The following is a 16,310-nucleotide window of genomic DNA, read 5'->3' as shown; positions in this document are numbered from 1 at the left end:
CGCCTGCGGCAGCAGCCGCTGGCGGATCTGCGCCTGATGCTGCAGCACGTACTGGTCGATGATGCGGTTGAACTCGCGCGCGCGGCGCAGGCCGAAGCTGGCGATCCAGACGTAGCCGGAGATGCCGGTGCGGCGGGTCGGCAGCATCGCCACCAGCGGCCCCAGCAACGGGGTGGCCAGCACCGCGGCGGCCAGGCGCAGCGGATTGCGCTTGATCAGCCAGGCGAACAGGTGGCTGCCGGAATCGCCGTCGTACAGGGTGTGGTCGAAATCGAATACCACCAGCGGCGCATCGGCGCGCGGCAGCGGATACGGGCTGGCGTCCTGCCCGCTCATGCCGCGAAGAACAGCTGGCGCAGCGCCTCGCCCGGCTCCTCGGCGCGCATGAACGCCTCGCCGACCAGGAACGCGTGCACGCCGGCGCCGCGCATCAGCGCCACGTCGTCCGGGCCGAGGATGCCGCTTTCGGTGACCAGCAGGCGATCGCGCGGCACCGCGTCCTGCATCGACAAGGTGGTCTGCAGCGACACCTCGAAGGTGCGCAGGTTGCGGTTGTTGATGCCGATCAGCGGCGCCGGCACCTGCAGCGCGCGCTCCAGTTCGTCGATGTCGTGCACTTCCACCAGCACGTCCATGCCCAGCTGCAGGGCCAGCGACGACAGCTCGGCCAGTTGCAGGTCGTCCAGCGCGGCCACGATCAGCAGGATGCAGTCGGCGCCGAGCGTGCGCGCCTCGTACACCTGGTACGGATCGATGGTGAAATCCTTGCGCAGCACCGGCAGCGTGCAGGCATCGCGCGCCTGCTGCAGATAGCGGTCGTGACCCTGGAAGAAGTCCTCGTCGGTCAGCACCGACAGACAGGCCGCGCCGCCGAATTCGTAGCTGACCGCGATGTCGGCCGGGTGGAAGTCCGGGCGGATCACGCCCTTGGACGGGCTGGCCTTCTTGACCTCGGCGATCACCGCCGGGTCGCCGTTGGCGATGGCCGCCTGCAACGCGCGGGCGAAGCCGCGGGTGGGCGGCATGGCCTCGGCACGGGCGACCAGCTCGGCCAGCGGCACGCGCGCGCTGCGCTCGGCGATCTCGTCGGCCTTGCGCGCGAGGATGGTGCGGAGAATGTCGCTGCTCATGCGGTGGGAATCCTGGGGGATGGCCGGATTATCGGCGATGTGGGGTAAAGAAGGGATCGGGACCCGGGACCCGGGACCCGCAACAGCCTGGGCCGCCATGCACGTGTTGCAACTGACGACGGGATGGCCGGACGAATCGCAGCAGATCGGCGGAACTGGGCTCCTACCGGGTCCCGGGTCCCGGGTCCCGGGCTCCGACCAGACCCTGCGTACACGCCACATACGCCTCCAGCTTCGCCCGCGCGCGGCCGTCGGCGATGGCCGCACGGGCCAGGGCGATGCCGGCACCGATGTCGGCGGCCAGGCCGGCCACGTACAGCGCCGCGCCGGCGTTGAAGGCGACGATGTCCAGGGCCGGGCCGGGCACGTTGTCGAGCACCGCGCGCAGCATCGCCATCGATTCGGCGGCGTCGGCGACCTTGAGGTTGCGGCTGGCCGACATGGCGATGCCGAAATCCTCCGGGTGCACCTCGTACTCGCGGACCTGGCCGTCGCGCAGCTCGCCGACCAGGGTGCCGGCGCCGAGCGAGAGTTCGTCCATGTCGTCGCGGCCCCACACCACCAGCGCGCGTTCGGCGCCCAGTTCCTGCAGCACGCGCGCCTGGATGCCGACCAGGTCGGGGTGGAACACGCCCATCAGGATGTTCGGCGCGCCGGCCGGGTTGGTCAGCGGGCCGAGGATGTTGAAGATGGTGCGCACGCCCATCTCGCGCCGCACCGGCGCCACCACCTTCATCGCCGGGTGGTGCACCGGGGCGTACATGAAGCCGATGCCGGTCGCCGCCAACGCCTGCGCCACCTGCTCGGGCTGCAGTTCGATCGCCGCACCCAGCGCCTCCAGCGCATCGGCGCTGCCGGACTTGGAGGAGACGCTGCGGTTGCCGTGCTTGGCGACCTTGGCGCCGGCCGCCGCGGCCACGAACATCGCGCAGGTGGAGATGTTGAAGGTGTGCGAGCCGTCGCCGCCGGTGCCGACGATGTCGACCATGTGGGTACGGTCCACGACCGGCACGGTGCGCGAGAATTCGCGCATCACCACCGCCGCGCCGGCGATCTCGCCCACCGTCTCCTTCTTGACCCGCAAGCCGGTGAGGATGGCCGCGGTCATCATCGGCGACACCTCCCCGCGCATGATCTGCCGCATCAGCCCGACCATCTCGTCGTGGAAGATCTCGCGGTGCTCGATGGTGCGTTGCAGGGCTTGTTGGGGCGTGATGGTCATGGGAGAGGAGCTGCTCGTAGCTGGGGAAGAAGTAGATCTTTTCGGGTTTCCCAGGGGCGCTTATCTTCTTCGCTCATGGGGTAAAGAGGGTGTCCAATGCCATATTCCGAAATCACCACCTTGACTTTATGATCTGGATAAAAATGCACCTGAATATCCCCGCCTTGGCTTGGATATTGGGGTAGATCAACAATTGCTTCTTGTGGCGATGGGGGCTGCGGGCCATTTTGCGTGGTGTCATAGGTCCATTGGACCTTGACCTTCATTCCCGGATGCCAACGCCTTGGAATGGACGCACAGCATGAAAATTTCCCGCCCCCTTCCTCGGGCGCAAGGTTGGGTCCACTTGCGCCGTCGACTGTAAATCTCTCGATGCTCCAATCGCTCATGTGATTGTAGCCAGTCACAGATGCGGGCAAGCGATCATTGCCGCAACCACTTAATGAGATGCAGGCGACAAGCATGGACAATGAATTCCAGTACTGGATGCGTTTTTTTGTTTTTCTGTTTTGCATGTGATGGGCTCAGCGCGCCTGCGTCGGCCGCGACATGCGCAGGCTCCCTTGCGCCAGCACCTCGAAGTAGTCGGCCGGGCCGCCGGCGCGCAGCAGGGTGGCGACCGCGGCCGGGTCGTAGATGCCGTCGTGCAGGGCGTGCTCGGCGATGTGCACGCCGACCACCTCGCCCAGCACCAGCCAGGTCTGGATCGGCTCGCCGCGTGCGCTCTGCAGCGGCAGCAACTGGCTGAGCCGGCATTCGAAGCTGACCGGGCTGGCGGCCACCCGCGGCGCGCCGATCAGGCGCGAGGGCGCGGCGGCCAGGCCGGCCAGCGCGAACTCGTCCACCTCCGGCGCCACCGCGGCGGAACTGGCGTTCATCGCCTCGGCCAGCGGCCGCGTGGCCAGGTTCCAGGTGAACTCGCCCGTGGCCTCGATGTTACGCACGCTGTCCTTCCAGCCGATGCTGGCGAAGCCGACGATCGGCGGGACGTAGTTGAAGGCATTGAAGAAGCTGTAGGGCGCCAGGTTGGCGATGCCGTCGGCGCCGCGCGAACCGATCCATCCGATCGGCCGCGGCCCGACGATGGCGTTGAACGGGTCGTGCGGCAACCCGTGGCCGTTGGCCGGTTCGTAGAAATGGAAGGCGTCGGTGCGCTCGTGCATCGGCAGGGTCCGGCAGTGACGGGAAGCGGGCGACGCCCGCGCGGCGCGCTCAGCGCTCCAGGAAGTTCTTCAGCAGGGCGTGACCATGCTCGGTGAGGATGGACTCGGGATGGAACTGCACGCCCTCGACCGGGAACTGGCGATGGCGCAGACCCATGATCTCCTCCACCGTGCCGTCGTCGTGTTCGGTCCAGGCCGTCACTTCCAGGCAGTCGGGCAGCGTGGTCTTCTCCACCACGAGCGAGTGGTAGCGGGTGGCCTCGTAGCGGTCCGGCAGGCCGGCGAACACGCCGCGGCCTTCGTGGCGGATGCGCGAAGTCTTGCCGTGCATGATGGTGCCGGCACGCACCACCTGCCCGCCGTAGACCTGGCCGATGCTCTGGTGGCCCAGGCACACGCCCAGGATCGGGATGCGCTGGCCCAGTCGCTCGATCAGTTGCAGCGACACGCCCGCCTCGTTCGGCGTGCACGGCCCCGGCGAGATGACGATGCGCTCGGGCGCCAGGCGCTCGATCTCGTCCACGCTGAGCGCGTCGTTGCGCACCACCTTGACCTCGGCGCCGAGCGCCTGCAGGTACTGCACGAGGTTGTAGGTAAAGCTGTCGTAGTTATCCAGCATCAGCAGCATGGCGAAGGACTCATTGCGCGATCAGGAAGACCGCATAGACGTTTTCGGAGAGGGTGAGGGTGCCGGCTTCGAGGGATTCGGCGACGCCATCGGCGGCGCGCGCTGGCTCAAGATCCTTCACCGGCGCCGGTGGTGCACTCACCAACTGCACTGGGACCGACTCGGACGGCCACTGCCCGGCCTGGATGCCATAGGCGAAGTCCGGCGCCACCTCGGAGATGGTGTATAGACCTCCCAGACGTACGCCGTAGGCCTTGGCCAGGGACTGCGCGGAGCTGCGAGTCTGCTCGGCCGCCTGTCGCTTGAGTTCGGCGCGCAGCGCGGTTTCGCCGCTGTAGCGTGGCGCGATCCCCGACACCTGCACTTCCTCGCTGGTGGTCAGCGTACCCAGCAAACCGCGCACATCGTCCAGCGCGCCGAAGTCGGCCGAGAGCGTGCGCTGCACGCGCGTGCCTTCAAACACCTGCTTCTCGTCCTCGTAGCGGCGCTCTGGCCTGATCGACAGTGTCGACGCCTGCACACTGCCCGCCAACGCATGGCGCTGCCCGAATGCAGCCAGCACCTTTTCGGCATTGGCCTGCACGCGCTTTCGCGCCGCACCCGGGTCGGCATCCACGGCGCTGAGGGTGATCATCAAACCGAAGCGATCCGGCACCACCTCGCGCTTGGCCTCCCCCTTGACCAACAAATGCGGCTGCGACGGCAGGCTGTTGACCTGCGCGCTGGCGACGGCCGGCAAGGCCAGCACCGCGGCAACGGCCCAGGCGACAAGCGTACGAATGTTCATCTTCCTCTCCTTGGGGGAATGTCAGCCGGCCGCACGCGGCGTGCCGGCGTGGATCAGCGTGGCGAAATCCGCGATCAACGTGTCGACCGCATCGGCCTGCGTCGCCCACGACGTCACGAAGCGGATCACCCAGCGGCCGTCGCCCAGCACCTGCCAGCGCTCGAAGTCGTAGCGCTGCGCCAGCGTCTCGACCGCGGCCACGGGCAGGATCACGAACAGCTGGTTGGTCGGCGAATCCGAGGCGAACTCCGCGCCGGCCGCGGCCAGCCCCTCGCGCAGCCGCGCGGCCATGCGGTTGGCGTGCGCGGCCAGTTCGTAGAACAGCCCGTCCTCGAACAGCGCGGCGAACTGTGTGCCCAGCACCATGCCCTTGGCCAGCAGCGCGCCGCGCTGCTTGAGCAGGTAGCGGAAATCCGCTTTCAACACCGGGTTGAGGATCACCAGCGCCTCGCCGAGCAAGGCTCCATTCTTGGTGCCGCCGATGTAGAACGCATCGGTGAGCGCGGCGACATCGGCCAGCGTCAGATCGTTGCCCTCGGCGGTGAGCGCGCTGCCGATGCGCGCGCCGTCGAGGAACAGCAGCAGGCCGTGTGAGTCGCAGAACGCGCGCAAGGCCTGCAGTTCGTGCTTGCGGTAGATCGTGCCGACCTCGGTGGTGTTGGACACATAGACCAGCCGTGGCTGCACCAGGTGCTCGTTGCCGTGCTCGGCCAGCAGCGGCGCGATCCGCTCCGGCGTGAGCCGGCCGTCGGCCGCCTCAACGGTGAGCACCTTGTGCCCGGTGGCCTCGATCGCGCCGGTCTCGTGGGTGGCGATGTGGCCGCAGGCCGCGGCGATCACCGCCTGGTGCGGGCGCAGGAACGCGGCGATGGCGGTGAGGTTGGTCTGGGTGCCGCCCACCAGCAGGTGCACGTCGGCGTCGGCGCAGCCGATCTCGGCACGTATCAGCTGCGCGGCGCGCGCGCTGTGCCGGTCCAGGCCATAGCCGGCGTTCTGCTCGACACTGGCGGCGGCCAGCGCGGCCAGCACGCGCGGATGCGCGCCTTCGCTGTAGTCGTTGCGGAAGCCGATCCGCGGCGATGCGGCGGCGTTCACAGCCCCTTCGCCGCTTCGGCGACCGCGCGGAACAGTGCGCGGCCCTTGTTCATCGTCTCGTCCCATTCGGTCTGCGGATCGGAGTCGTAGACGATGCCCGCGCCGGCCTGCACGTGCAGGCGGCCGTGCTTGATCACCGCGGTGCGGATGGCGATGGCGGTATCGGCGTCGCCGTGCCAGCCGAGGTAGCCGATGCTGCCGGCGTAGACGTTGCGCTTGATCGGCTCCAGCTCGCGGATGACTTCCAGCGCGCGGATCTTCGGCGCGCCGCTGACGGTGCCGGCGGGGAAGGTGGCGCGCAGCACGTCGGCATAGCTGAGACCGGGCAGCAGGGTGCCGGTGACTTCGCTGACGATGTGCATGACGTGGCTGTAGCGTTCGATCACGAAGCGCTCGCCGACGGCGACGCTGCCGGCCTGCGAGACCCGGCCGGCATCGTTGCGGCCCAGGTCGATCAGCATCAGGTGCTCGGCGCGCTCCTTCGGATCGGCCAGCAGTTCCGCCTCCAGCGCCTGGTCCTCTTCCGGGGTCTTGCCGCGCGGCCGGGTGCCGGCAATCGGACGCACGGTGACCTGGCCGTTCTCCAGCCGCACCAGGATCTCCGGCGAGGAGCCGACCACCTGGGTGTCGCCGACGTCGAGGAAATACATGTACGGCGACGGATTCAGCGCGCGCAGCGCGCGGTACACGTCCACCGGGCGCGCGGTGAACGGCACGCTCAGGCGCTGGCTCAGCACCACCTGGAAGATGTCGCCGGCGCGGATGTAGTCCTTGGATTTCTCCACCGCGGCGATGAAGCCCTCACGGGTGAAACCGGAGACGAAGTCGCTCTCGTCCAGCACGTCGCGCGCCAGCGGCGCGGGGTAACCGGCGCCAGGCTGGCGCAACGTCGTGGTGAGCGCATCCAGGCGTGCCTGCGCGCGCTCCCAGGCGTCGGCTTCGGCCGGGTCGGCGTGCACGATCAGGTACAGGCGGCCCTTGAGGTTGTCGAAGACCGCCACTTCCTCGGACAGCATCAGCAGGATGTCAGGCGTGTCCAGTTCGTCGCGTGCCACCGCGCCGGCCAGGCGCGGCTCGATGTAGCCGATGCACTCGAAGCCGAACCAGCCGACCAGGCCGCCGGTGAAACCGGGCACGCCCGCCAGCTTGGGCACCACATGCTGGGCGCGCAGCGCCTCGACCTCGGCGAAGGGATCGGCGACCTCGCGGCGCTCGATCAGTTCGCCATGGTCGCGCACCTCGAGGGTGTGCCCGCGGAAGGTGTACACACGGCGCACCGGCAGGCCGATGATCGAGTAGCGCCCGAAGCGTTCGCCACCTTCGACCGATTCGAACAGGTAGGTATGCGGGGCGTCGGCGAGCTTGAGATAGACCGACAGCGGCGTGTCCAGGTCGGACAGCACTTCGCGGACGACGGGGATGCGGGTGTGACCTTCAGCGGCGTAGCGCTGGAACTGCTCGCGGGTAATCAAGACGGCTTTCCTTCCGGGACTCGGTGACAGGGCGGACGACGGCTGCAGGCCACCATCGCCACGCACGGCGAGCGGAAGTGAAGGAAAGCGGGGTCGTCAGACTGGACACGGCGGCTACTTTACCGCAACTGCGGCGACTGGCAACGGTTGCAGACGCGACCGATCGATCGCGGTGCGGAAGCGGTCGGCGAGGGCGTCGCGTCGGGATTGAAGTCCCTCCCACAGGAGGCGGCGCATGACTTCGGGCGCGCTGTTCGGCGCGCATCGCACCCATCCGTGATCCGTCGTGTTCGTCCTGCCACGGCGCGACCGAGCGCGGTGTTGCGGAGATCGGTAAGGACAGCGCGTCGGGACTGAAGTCCCTCCCACATGGGCGCCGGCCTTCGGGCTGGCGCCCGACCTGCGGTTAGCGCTCTGGCGCCTGCAGCAGCGGCGAGTCCGGCGGCAGATGCATGCGCAGACGCCCCGGCACGCAGTCGATGCGGAAGTGGCGCGAGGTTTCCGGCTCGCCGTCCAGGTTCAGGGTCAGCGGCTGCGCCGCTTCGATCCGCAGCCACGGCAGGCGCGCGCGCACCGCCACCCGCTCCAGCGCGGCCTGCTTGCCTGACGTAACCAGGGTGCCCAGGGTCGCGGCGACCTCGCCGGTCAGCTCCGGCACCAGGGTCAGGTCGAGCAGGCCGTCGTCGAGCAGCGCGTCCGGGCACAGCACCTGGCCACCGCCGGCCTGGCGGCCGTTGCCCAGGCCGAGCGCGATGAAATCGCCTTCCCAGGCAAAGTCCGGCCCTTCGAAGCGGGCCCGGATCGGATCGATCCGGCCCAGCCGGCTCATGCCAGTGACCAGGTAGGCCAGCCCACCGAGCATCTTTTTCAGGCCTTCGTCGGTCTCCACCGTGACCTGGGTGCCGAAGCCGCCGCTGGCGACGTTGGCGCACCAGTGCGGGCCGTGCTCGGCCTCGATGCGCAACAGGTCGATCGGCAGCGCCGGCGTGCGGGCGATCAGTTCCAGTGCCTCCAGCGGCGGCAGCGGGAGACCGGTCGCGGTGGCGAAATCGTTGGCCGTGCCCAGCGCCACCAGCCCCAGGGCCGGCAGCGCGTCGCCCGGTTCCTGGCAATGCGCCAGCGCCGTGGCGACCTCGCTGAGGGTGCCGTCGCCGCCGGCGGCGACGATGCACGCAGCACCATCGGCCACCGCTTCGGCCACGTAGCGCTCGGCATCGCCCCGCTCCCAGGTCACCCGCACCTGCAGCGCCACGCCGCGCGTACGCATGGCCATGACCGCCTCGCGCAACGCCTCGTCGCCGGCCGATTTGCCGTTGAGGATCAGACGCCAATGCGCTGCAGCCATGCGAACCATCCCGGGGTGAGGCGCCCACGCTAACGGGCGCGGCATGCGCGATGCGTGAATCCAGGCGGGTGCGCTGTCATACGCACGTCACCGTGCGTCCGGAACATGGAAGGCCATAGCAAGGAAGACGGATGGAGGCAGGATCAGCCTCCGATTTCTCTCCCAGGGGCCGCACCGGCGACGGTGCGGTTCTTTTCTTTTGGCCGTCCGGCGCCGCTCAGCCGGCCGCGAACCGGGCCAGCGCCTCGCCCTGCAGCCGGTACACGGTCCACTCGTCCTGCGCGCGGGCACCGACCGCTTCGTAGAAGTCGATGGCCGGCTGGTTCCAGTCCAGCACCGACCATTCGAAGCGGCCGCAGCCCTCGGCCACCGCCTGCCGCGCCAGGTGCTGCAGCAGCGCCTTGCCGGCGCCGACGCCGCGGTGCGCCGGGTCCACGTACAGGTCTTCCAGGTACAGGCCGTTGCGGCCGAGCCAGGTGGAGTAGTTATAGAAGTACACCGCGTAGCCGATCGGCTGGCCGTCGGCCTCGCAGATCAGTGCCTGCGCGCGGGCATCGGCGCCGAACAGGCTGGCGCGCAGGCCGGCCTCGTCGGTCTGCACCGCGTCCTCGGCGCGCTCGTAACGGGCCAGGTCGCGAATCAGGCGCAGGATCAGCGCCGCATCGTCGGCCACCGCCGGGCGGATGTGCAGCGCCGCCATCTCAGCGCCCCGCCACCGCGGCGCGCATCTGCGTGATCACCTCGGCGTAATCGGGCGCATTGAAGATGGCCGAGCCGGCGACGAAGGTGTCGGCGCCGGCGGCGGCGATCGCGGCGATGTTGTCCGGCTTGACCCCGCCGTCGATCTCCAGCCGGATCGGCTTGCCGCTGGCGTCGATGCGGGCGCGGATCGCGCGCAGCTTGTCCAGCGCCGAGGGAATGAAGGCCTGGCCGCCGAAACCCGGGTTGACCGACATCACCAGCACCAGGTCCAGGTCGTCCAGCACCCAGTCGAGGATGTCCACCGGGGTGGCCGGGTTGAGCACCAGGCCGGCCTTGCAGCCGTGCGACTTGATCAGCTGGATGCTGCGGTGCACGTGGCGGCTGGCCTCGGGATGGAAGCTGATGATGCTGGCGCCGGCCTCGGCGAAATCCGGGATCAGCCGGTCCACCGGCTCCACCATCAGATGCACGTCGATCGGCGCGGTGACGCCGTGCTTGCGCAGCGCCTGGCAGACCATCGGGCCGATGGTGAGGTTCGGCACGTAATGATTGTCCATCACGTCGAAGTGGATCCAGTCGGCGCCTGCGCGCAGCACGGCATCCACTTCCTCGCCGAGGCGGGCGAAATCGGCGGACAGGATGGACGGGGAGATGATGCAGTCGGACATGGCGGGATCTCAGCGCTTGCGCAGGGTGCGGATACGGTCGTAGGCGGTGTTGAGCTGGCTGGCCTTCTTCTCGGCGCGGGCACGCAGCTCGGGGCTGGCGCTGGCGACCTTGTCGGGGTGGTACTGGGACATCAGCCGGCGGTAGGCCAGTTCGATCTCGGCGTCGGTGGCGTCGCGGGTCAGGCCCAGTTCCCGGTAGGGATCCTCGCGCTGGGACAGCTTGAACCAGTCGGCGTCGAAGGCGTGCCCGATCAGCAGCCCGATCAACGCGCCCAGCACCGGCGTGGGCCGCAGCAGCAGGGCCCCGGCGATGGCGCCGAGCAGTTTTCCGTACCAGGGCATGGGGCAAGGGCGGGCGCGGCGTCAGGGCCGGCCATTTTACGGCACAGCGGGGCATTCCGGCCGTACACTACGCGGCCCGCCGTCCGCCGCGGGCCCGCCGGGTCCCGGGACGGTCGCCATTGCGAAGTCCGTAGGAGTGCCTGTGTCCACCACGCTGTTGCAATCCGATCTGCCCGGCCTGCCCTTGCGCCACCGCGGCAAAGTCCGCGACGTGTTCGATATTCCCCGCGAGCGCCTGCCGGCCGACGCGCCGCCCGGCGACTACCTGCTGATGGTCGCCACCGACCGCCTCTCCGCCTTCGACGTGGTGCTGCCCGACCCGATCCCGGGCAAGGGCGAGATGCTGTGCCAGGTCTCCAACTTCTGGTTCAAGAAGACCGAGCACCTGATGCCCAACCACCTCACCGGCATCGACGTGGCCGCGGTGCTGCCCGAGGGCGTGGACAAAGCCCTGTACGCCAAGCGCGCGGTGGTGACCCGCAAGCTCAAGCCGGTGCCGGTGGAAGCCATCGCCCGTGGCTACCTGATCGGCAGCGGCTGGAAGGACTACCAGCGCACCGGCAAGGTCAGCGGCATCGAACTGCCCGACGGCCTGCGCCAGGCCGAGAAGCTGGCCGAACCGATCTTCACCCCGTCGACCAAGGCCGCGGTGGGCGATCACGACGAGAACATCGACTTCGACGCCATGGTCAAGACCGTGGGCGCCGAACTGGCCGAGCGCGTGCGCGACGCCACCCTGCGCATCTACCGCTTCGCCGCCGACTTCGCCGCCGAACGCGGCATCCTGCTGGCCGACACCAAGTTCGAGTTCGGCACCGACGCCGACGGCCGCCTGTACATCATGGACGAAATGCTGACCCCGGACTCCTCGCGCTACTGGCCGGCCGACCAGTACGAGGTCGGAACCAGCCCGCCGAGCTACGACAAGCAGTTCGTGCGCGATTACCTGGAGACGCTGGACTGGGGCAAGACCGCGCCCGGCCCGCGCCTGCCGCAGGACGTGATCGACCGCACCCGCGCCAAGTACGCCGAAGCGCTGCAGCGGTTGGCGGGGATTTCGGTCGACTGAGTGTGGGGCCGCGCGCCGGATGCCCGGCGCGTCACGGGTGGTCGCGGACGGCGGCCACCTTGCGGGCACCGACCGCCATGCCCGCTGCTTCACGACCCGGAGCATCCTGGCCGGCTAGACTCCGGCACCCGCGCGAGCGCTCGTGCGCGCGACCCGATCAGGAGGATCCGTTGGCTAGTGCACGCCCCATTCTGACTTCACTGGCCCTTGCCGCCACCCTGGTCGCCTGCAAGGGGCCCTCTGCCGGCTCCGCGCCTGCTGCAATGGCGCCAGCGACGCCACCGGCCCCTGCAGCCGCAGCAGCGCCGCGCTGCCAGGATGTCGATTTCGACGCTTTCCTCAAGCGCTTCAGCGCCGACATCGCAGTCCAGGAAAAGGCCACCGCCGACCCGTTGACGATGATCCACCTCGACTCGGACGCGCAGCCGGAGCCGGCACCGGTCACCCGCAATGTGCCGCTGGCCGAAGTCGAATGGCCGGTGATTCCCAATCTGGAGGCCGCCCGCAAGGGTGGGCGCGAAGTCGTGGTGACGCAGAACGCCCAGGGCAGGCAGGTCATGGTGCGCACCCCCGATACCAGTGATCAACAGGTCTACCAGTTCACGCAGAAGCCGTGCTGGACACTGGTGAAAGTGGACGATCAGGCGCTGTAATCAGCGCAGTCTGGCCACACGGCACGGGCACTCTTTTAGTCCTCTTTTTCTTCACCAAGCTGTATCCCGCCCGCGCTACATTTCCGTAACCCGCTCCCACGTGAGGTAAAGATGCGCTCATCCCGCCCTTCCCGCCGCCCTGGCAATCGCGTTGTGTGGCCCGCCGTTTCGGTGTTGCTACTCGCATTGAGCGCATGCAGCAACGGCCAATCCGCTGCCCCTGCCGCCGCGGCCGCAGCCGCCCCGGCGCCCGCCAAGCAAGCGCCTCCCGCCGTATCTCCGCCTGCAGACGCCGCGTCGACCGATCCAGTGCAACAGCTGCTGCAGTCGAGCGGCGTGCAGTGCGAAGACGGCAAGACGGCAAGGAACTGTACGGCGGGCAATCTGGACGCAGGCGACTACTACGACGTCGAACTGACCGCAGACTGTGGCGCACAGGGATTTTTCGCAGGCGTTGCAGACGCCAAGGGCACTCCTGCGCTGAATGTCGTGCCGACCACGGGAAGCCATGCCACACCGCGGGCTACCCTCTCGCAAGGCCAGCTCGTCTGCGTCCAGGGCATCGCCCGCGCCGGCCAGAACCCCATGTACTACTACGTCGTCGCGATTCCGGCCGACAGCGTGGCGAAGTGCAAGGGCAATGCGCTGTGCAAGCAGTATGGGGACCGTCCGATCCAGTGGACTTCCCCCGCAAACGGCGACGCCTGCCATGTCGCTGCCCCTGGTCGCTATGCCGGAAACTGCGCCCAGGGCTGGGTCAGCGCCAGCGCGCTGGACGTGTTCTCGGACGGAATGTAGCCAACGTTTCCACAAGCACGCGTGCTTGTTCAATCGCAAGGAGAGCAAGGTATGTCGGACCCCAAGATCACTCGACTCGTCAGCAGCGTCGGCACCACGCGCACGGTAGAGATGGACGATGGAAGTACCGTCAGCCGATCAGGCGGATCGGTGTCGTGGCGCAACAACAATCCCGGCAATCTCAAGTTCGAGTTCGCCGGCAGCGCGGACAAGACGGTGAACAACCCGCGCACACGCGAGCAGGCACTGGAGTCGGCGCAGGACCGGTATCGTGGCGTCGTTGGTCTCGACCAGTGGGGCAACGCCGTTTTCGAGAGCTACGAGGCAGGCCGTGCTGCCAAGATCCAGCTGCTGGAGCGCCGCTTCGCCAACGACACGGTCGAACAGATGCTGCCGCGCTACTCGAAGGCCGATTACAGCGGCACCACGCATCATCGCGAACAGGCCGCCACCATTTTCGCGGAGGGCGACCGCCAAGGCGTGGACCTGCGCAATAAAACGGTCGCACAGATGAGCGAGCGCGAACGCGAGGCGCTGGCCGACGGCATCAGGCGCTTCGAGGGGTGGCGGGCAGGCGACGTCACGGTACAGACACCCGCCCGGACCGCGGCGCAAGCCCCAACGCAACCGCAGTCCTCTGCTGCACCCGCCGCAGCAAGCCCTGCCCCCGCTACCGCCGCATCCGACAGACCCAGCGCGGCGGTCTACAACGAGGCGTACCAGCACTTCTTCAACGAGGGCCGGCGCTACGAATACGGTCGTCCGGACCACCCCAGGCCGGGGCGCGACAGCAGCCGCCTGGAGCGCGACGGCGACGGCGACGGTCGCCTTGGCGTGGACTGTTCGGCCTTCGTATGGCGCGGACTCAAGAACGCCGGCTACGACGTGCCGGGCGAGAACGCCGCAGGATTCACCACCGCCAAGCTCTTCAATGGCGCGCAGGTGACACCGTATGCGCGCGAGCATTTCGATGTCACCTCCGCGGCGGAGGCACGCAAACCCAATGGCTCGTTGCACCAGGGCGATCTGCTGATGTTTTCTTCGCCGAACGGGCAGCACATCGGCATCTTCAAGGGGTACGACAAGGCCGGAAACATCCAGTTCATCGGCTCGCAAGGCAGCACCGGCCCGGCAGAGGTCACGATTCGCCCGGGTGGCTACTGGGATGGAGGCAGCACCCGCATCGTCGGCGCGTTGACCCCCAAACCGGAATTTCAGGTTCGTGCCCCAATGCATGGCAATGGCGACGTTCCTGCACGGCAGACATCCCCAGCACCAGCAGAAACACACAGCGCCAAGAGTGCGGCCATGGCCGATGGCCTGCTCAAGCAGGGCGAGCGCGGCAATGATGTCGAAGCATTGCAGCGCCAGCTCAACCGCATGGGCGTGCGCGACGCGCAAGGCAAGGCATTGGCCGAGGATGGACGCTTCGGCGAGCACACCCGCGAGGCGGTCGTTGCCTTTCAGAAACAACGCGGCCTCCCCCAGGACGGCATCGTCGGCCGCGACACCCGGGCCGGGCTGGCCGCCGCCGAGCAGGCCCAGGCCAAGCCGGCAAAAGGCCCGCAGCTCGGCGAGCCGGGGCATCCGGATACGCCGCTGTACGGCAAGATGCGCACGGAAGCCGATCGCGGTGCCGAGAAGGCCAACCCGCCGCACGCCAAGCTCTCGAACGAGGCGGTGGCCAACCTCACCCTGCAGGCCAAGCAGGCCGGGATCGACCACCCGGACAAGCTGAAGGAAGTCAGCATGCGTGGTGAAACGGCCTTCGTCGCCGGGACCACGCCAGGCTTCCGTGCGGTGGTGGATCTGCAGCAGCAAGCACCGCCGCTGGAGCAGACCAGCGCACAACTGGCTCGCCAGTCCGCGCAGCAGCAGGAGTCGGTGCAGCGGGAGCAGCAGGAGACGAACAAGAGCATGGCGCGCGCCTGAGTCGCCAAGCTGTGGCGGGGCGATCGTGCCAACAGCGCGATCGCCCCCGATCGGCGACGCCACCGCGTGCCTGCGCTGACCGGTCGTGCGGCGTCCGACGCATCTCAGACGCCGTTCGTCGAAACGAAGCAAGCACCTCTCATCCCCTGCATCCGGCACGATCGAACCGGATGCACGTCGCCTTGTGGGAGCGACAGGATGTTCCCGGCAAAGCCCGTCGCGGCTGAAGCCGCTCCCACAGGACATTTTCCAACGTTCCTGGAGGCTCCGAAAGGTCGCTCCGCTGGGCACGGCCTCATCTGCGCTGCGCTGGGCGAGGACATGGACGGTGTCGGGCGCGACCACCAAGCGGGCAAGGCGCCCGTGCTGCGGGCAATCGCTGCCCCGCGTCGCCGGATCCACGGCGCGGTGTCTCCGCATCGCGCCGGCGATGGCGCTATGCTGAGCCGGTTCCTGGGAGGGAAGATGGATACCACCGCCTACGCGCGCCCGATCGACCGCTATTTCGCCAGCTATTCCGACGATCACCGCAATGCCGCCAACCAGCGCATCCACGTGGTCGCGGTGCCGGCGATCCTGTGGTCGGTGGTGGCCCTGCTGTGGTGCATCCCGGTCGGCGGCACCTGGTTCCAGAGCGGGCTGTGGGCGGCGCTGGGCATGTTCGCGGCATGGATGTACTACAACCGCCTGTCGCGCCCGCTGGGCTACGGCATGCTGGCGGCGTTCTTCTTCTGCGGCTGCCTGTGCCGGTTGCTGGAGGCGCACCTGGGCCTGCCGGGGCTGCTGTGGCTGGCGATCGGCGTGTTCGTGGTGGCCTGGATCGCGCAGTTCATCGGACATGCGCTGGAAGGCCACCGACCCAGCTTCCTCACCGATCTGACCTATCTGCTGATCGGCCCGGCCTGGGTGCTGGCCAAGCTGTACCGGCGCATGCACTGGCGCTACTGAGCGCGGCCAGCAACACCACCGCGCATCGCCAGGCGGACGCAGGCGCTGCCGGAATTCCTCGACCCGCCGCGCCTACGCGCTGCCCGCATCGCGCCAGCGAGGACGCGACGCCGTGTCAGCCGTGCTGCGCCGTGTCCCCGGCCTCCAGGCCCAACATCGCCGCATCCGGCGCGAAGGCGCGCGGCGCGTAGCCGAAATCCTGCTGCGCCGGTTGCAGGTCGAATGCCAGGTCCTCGCGCATGCGCTGCAGCGCGGCGCGGTTCATGCCCTGCAGGCGGCCACAGGCGTGGGCCAGCGTCAGCGCCAACGCGAACGCCGCATGTGGCAGCGATAGCAGCCGCGCCGGCGGCCGCAGC

18 protein-coding genes and 1 pseudogene are annotated in these 16,310 nt (G+C 68.5%); 5 read left to right on the top strand and 14 right to left on the bottom strand.

Annotated features, from left to right (window positions below):
* The 13 genes from D183_RS0117780 to D183_RS0117725 all read right to left on the bottom strand — a co-directional run.
* The coding region (locus D183_RS0117780; protein WP_017910189.1) for a haloacid dehalogenase-like hydrolase at positions 1–336 on the bottom strand (336 nt) is incomplete at its 3' end.
* Entirely contained in the window at positions 333–1,130 is a 798-nt protein-coding gene (gene trpC / locus D183_RS0117775) for an indole-3-glycerol phosphate synthase TrpC (protein ID WP_017910188.1), read from the bottom strand. The genes D183_RS0117780 and trpC, both read right to left, overlap by 4 nt.
* A gap of 163 nt (positions 1,131–1,293) precedes the next feature.
* Positions 1,294–2,352, bottom strand: coding sequence for an anthranilate phosphoribosyltransferase (gene trpD, locus D183_RS0117770; RefSeq protein ID WP_017910187.1), 1,059 nt, complete (start codon positions 2,350–2,352; stop codon positions 1,294–1,296).
* Entirely contained in the window at positions 2,349–2,867 is a 519-nt protein-coding gene (locus D183_RS26570) for a DUF3304 domain-containing protein (protein ID WP_081613381.1), read from the bottom strand. Before D183_RS26570 ends, trpD begins: the two co-directional genes overlap by 4 nt.
* 9 nt (positions 2,868–2,876) lie before the next feature.
* Positions 2,877–3,515 carry a flavin reductase family protein gene (locus D183_RS0117765; RefSeq protein ID WP_017910186.1) on the bottom strand — a complete coding sequence of 213 codons (639 nt, stop codon included), beginning with the start codon at positions 3,513–3,515 and terminating at the stop codon, positions 2,877–2,879.
* A gap of 49 nt (positions 3,516–3,564) precedes the next feature.
* Positions 3,565–4,143, bottom strand: a complete 579-nt coding sequence (locus D183_RS0117760; RefSeq protein ID WP_017910185.1) for an anthranilate synthase component II — start codon at positions 4,141–4,143, stop codon at positions 3,565–3,567.
* Positions 4,144–4,153: 10 nt separating this feature from the next.
* Complete coding sequence (locus D183_RS0117755; protein ID WP_026144606.1) at positions 4,154–4,924, bottom strand: SIMPL domain-containing protein; 771 nt, start codon at positions 4,922–4,924, stop codon at positions 4,154–4,156.
* A gap of 27 nt (positions 4,925–4,951) precedes the next feature.
* Positions 4,952–6,025 carry a threonine aldolase family protein gene (locus D183_RS0117750; RefSeq protein ID WP_017910183.1) on the bottom strand — a complete coding sequence of 358 codons (1,074 nt, stop codon included), beginning with the start codon at positions 6,023–6,025 and terminating at the stop codon, positions 4,952–4,954.
* Entirely contained in the window at positions 6,022–7,497 is a 1,476-nt protein-coding gene (gene trpE, locus D183_RS0117745) for an anthranilate synthase component I (RefSeq protein WP_026144605.1), read from the bottom strand. Before trpE ends, D183_RS0117750 begins: the two co-directional genes overlap by 4 nt.
* A 406-nt stretch (positions 7,498–7,903) precedes the next feature.
* Positions 7,904–8,842 carry a lipid kinase YegS gene (yegS, locus tag D183_RS0117740; protein WP_026144604.1) on the bottom strand — a complete coding sequence of 313 codons (939 nt, stop codon included), beginning with the start codon at positions 8,840–8,842 and terminating at the stop codon, positions 7,904–7,906.
* Between the two features lie 217 nt (positions 8,843–9,059).
* Entirely contained in the window at positions 9,060–9,542 is a 483-nt protein-coding gene (locus tag D183_RS0117735; protein ID WP_017910180.1) for a GNAT family N-acetyltransferase, read from the bottom strand.
* A gap of 1 nt (position 9,543) precedes the next feature.
* Complete coding sequence (rpe, locus tag D183_RS0117730; RefSeq protein ID WP_017910179.1) at positions 9,544–10,212, bottom strand: ribulose-phosphate 3-epimerase; 669 nt, start codon at positions 10,210–10,212, stop codon at positions 9,544–9,546.
* Positions 10,213–10,221: 9 nt separating this feature from the next.
* On the bottom strand, positions 10,222–10,554 hold the full coding sequence (locus D183_RS0117725) for a J domain-containing protein (RefSeq protein WP_010341396.1): 333 nt from the start codon (positions 10,552–10,554) through the stop codon (positions 10,222–10,224).
* Between the two features lie 142 nt (positions 10,555–10,696).
* Between D183_RS0117725 and D183_RS0117720 the strand changes: the two genes are divergently transcribed.
* From D183_RS0117720 to D183_RS0117700, 5 genes are all read left to right on the top strand, one after another.
* Positions 10,697–11,623 (top strand): phosphoribosylaminoimidazolesuccinocarboxamide synthase, encoded by a 927-nt coding sequence (locus tag D183_RS0117720; RefSeq protein WP_017910178.1) that lies wholly within the window; start codon positions 10,697–10,699, stop codon positions 11,621–11,623.
* 170 nt (positions 11,624–11,793) lie between these two features.
* Complete coding sequence (locus D183_RS0117715) at positions 11,794–12,276, top strand: hypothetical protein (protein ID WP_106405192.1); 483 nt, start codon at positions 11,794–11,796, stop codon at positions 12,274–12,276.
* A 309-nt stretch (positions 12,277–12,585) separates the two neighbouring features.
* Positions 12,586–13,074, top strand: coding sequence for a hypothetical protein (locus D183_RS26565; RefSeq protein WP_017910176.1), 489 nt, complete (start codon positions 12,586–12,588; stop codon positions 13,072–13,074).
* A gap of 51 nt (positions 13,075–13,125) precedes the next feature.
* Positions 13,126–15,006, top strand: a complete 1,881-nt coding sequence (locus D183_RS26560; protein WP_081613379.1) for a peptidoglycan-binding domain-containing protein — start codon at positions 13,126–13,128, stop codon at positions 15,004–15,006.
* A 465-nt stretch (positions 15,007–15,471) separates the two neighbouring features.
* Complete coding sequence (locus D183_RS0117700; RefSeq protein WP_017910174.1) at positions 15,472–15,954, top strand: Mpo1 family 2-hydroxy fatty acid dioxygenase; 483 nt, start codon at positions 15,472–15,474, stop codon at positions 15,952–15,954.
* Positions 15,955–16,069: 115 nt separating this feature from the next.
* On the opposite strand, the pseudogene D183_RS0117695 reads toward D183_RS0117700, so the two are convergent.
* A pseudogene (locus D183_RS0117695) lies at positions 16,070–16,310 on the bottom strand (nucleoside-diphosphate sugar epimerase); the annotation flags it as partial.

It is taken from the genome of Xanthomonas sp. SHU 199, assembly GCF_000364665.1.
GTDB lineage: Bacteria > Pseudomonadota > Gammaproteobacteria > Xanthomonadales > Xanthomonadaceae > Xanthomonas_A > Xanthomonas_A sontii.
The sequence above is the reverse complement of the archived record's forward strand: the minus strand, read 5'-3'. Positions and strand labels throughout refer to the sequence as shown.

Excerpts from the sequence above, each read along its gene's own strand:
- trpC (WP_017910188.1), bottom strand. The coding sequence starts at position 1,130 with ATGAGCAGCGACATTCTCCGCACCATCCTCGCGCGCAAGGCCGACGAG.
- trpD (WP_017910187.1), bottom strand. The coding sequence starts at position 2,352 with ATGACCATCACGCCCCAACAAGCCCTGCAACGCACCATCGAGCACCGC.
- D183_RS26570 (WP_081613381.1), bottom strand. The coding sequence starts at position 2,867 with ATGCAAAACAGAAAAACAAAAAAACGCATCCAGTACTGGAATTCATTG.
- D183_RS0117765 (WP_017910186.1), bottom strand. The coding sequence starts at position 3,515 with ATGCACGAGCGCACCGACGCCTTCCATTTCTACGAACCGGCCAACGGC.
- D183_RS0117760 (WP_017910185.1), bottom strand. The coding sequence starts at position 4,143 with ATGCTGCTGATGCTGGATAACTACGACAGCTTTACCTACAACCTCGTG.
- yegS (WP_026144604.1), bottom strand. The coding sequence starts at position 8,842 with ATGGCTGCAGCGCATTGGCGTCTGATCCTCAACGGCAAATCGGCCGGC.
- D183_RS0117735 (WP_017910180.1), bottom strand. The coding sequence starts at position 9,542 with ATGGCGGCGCTGCACATCCGCCCGGCGGTGGCCGACGATGCGGCGCTG.
- rpe (WP_017910179.1), bottom strand. The coding sequence starts at position 10,212 with ATGTCCGACTGCATCATCTCCCCGTCCATCCTGTCCGCCGATTTCGCC.
- D183_RS0117725 (WP_010341396.1), bottom strand. The coding sequence starts at position 10,554 with ATGCCCTGGTACGGAAAACTGCTCGGCGCCATCGCCGGGGCCCTGCTG.
- D183_RS26560 (WP_081613379.1), top strand. The coding sequence starts at position 13,126 with ATGTCGGACCCCAAGATCACTCGACTCGTCAGCAGCGTCGGCACCACG.
- D183_RS0117700 (WP_017910174.1), top strand. The coding sequence starts at position 15,472 with ATGGATACCACCGCCTACGCGCGCCCGATCGACCGCTATTTCGCCAGC.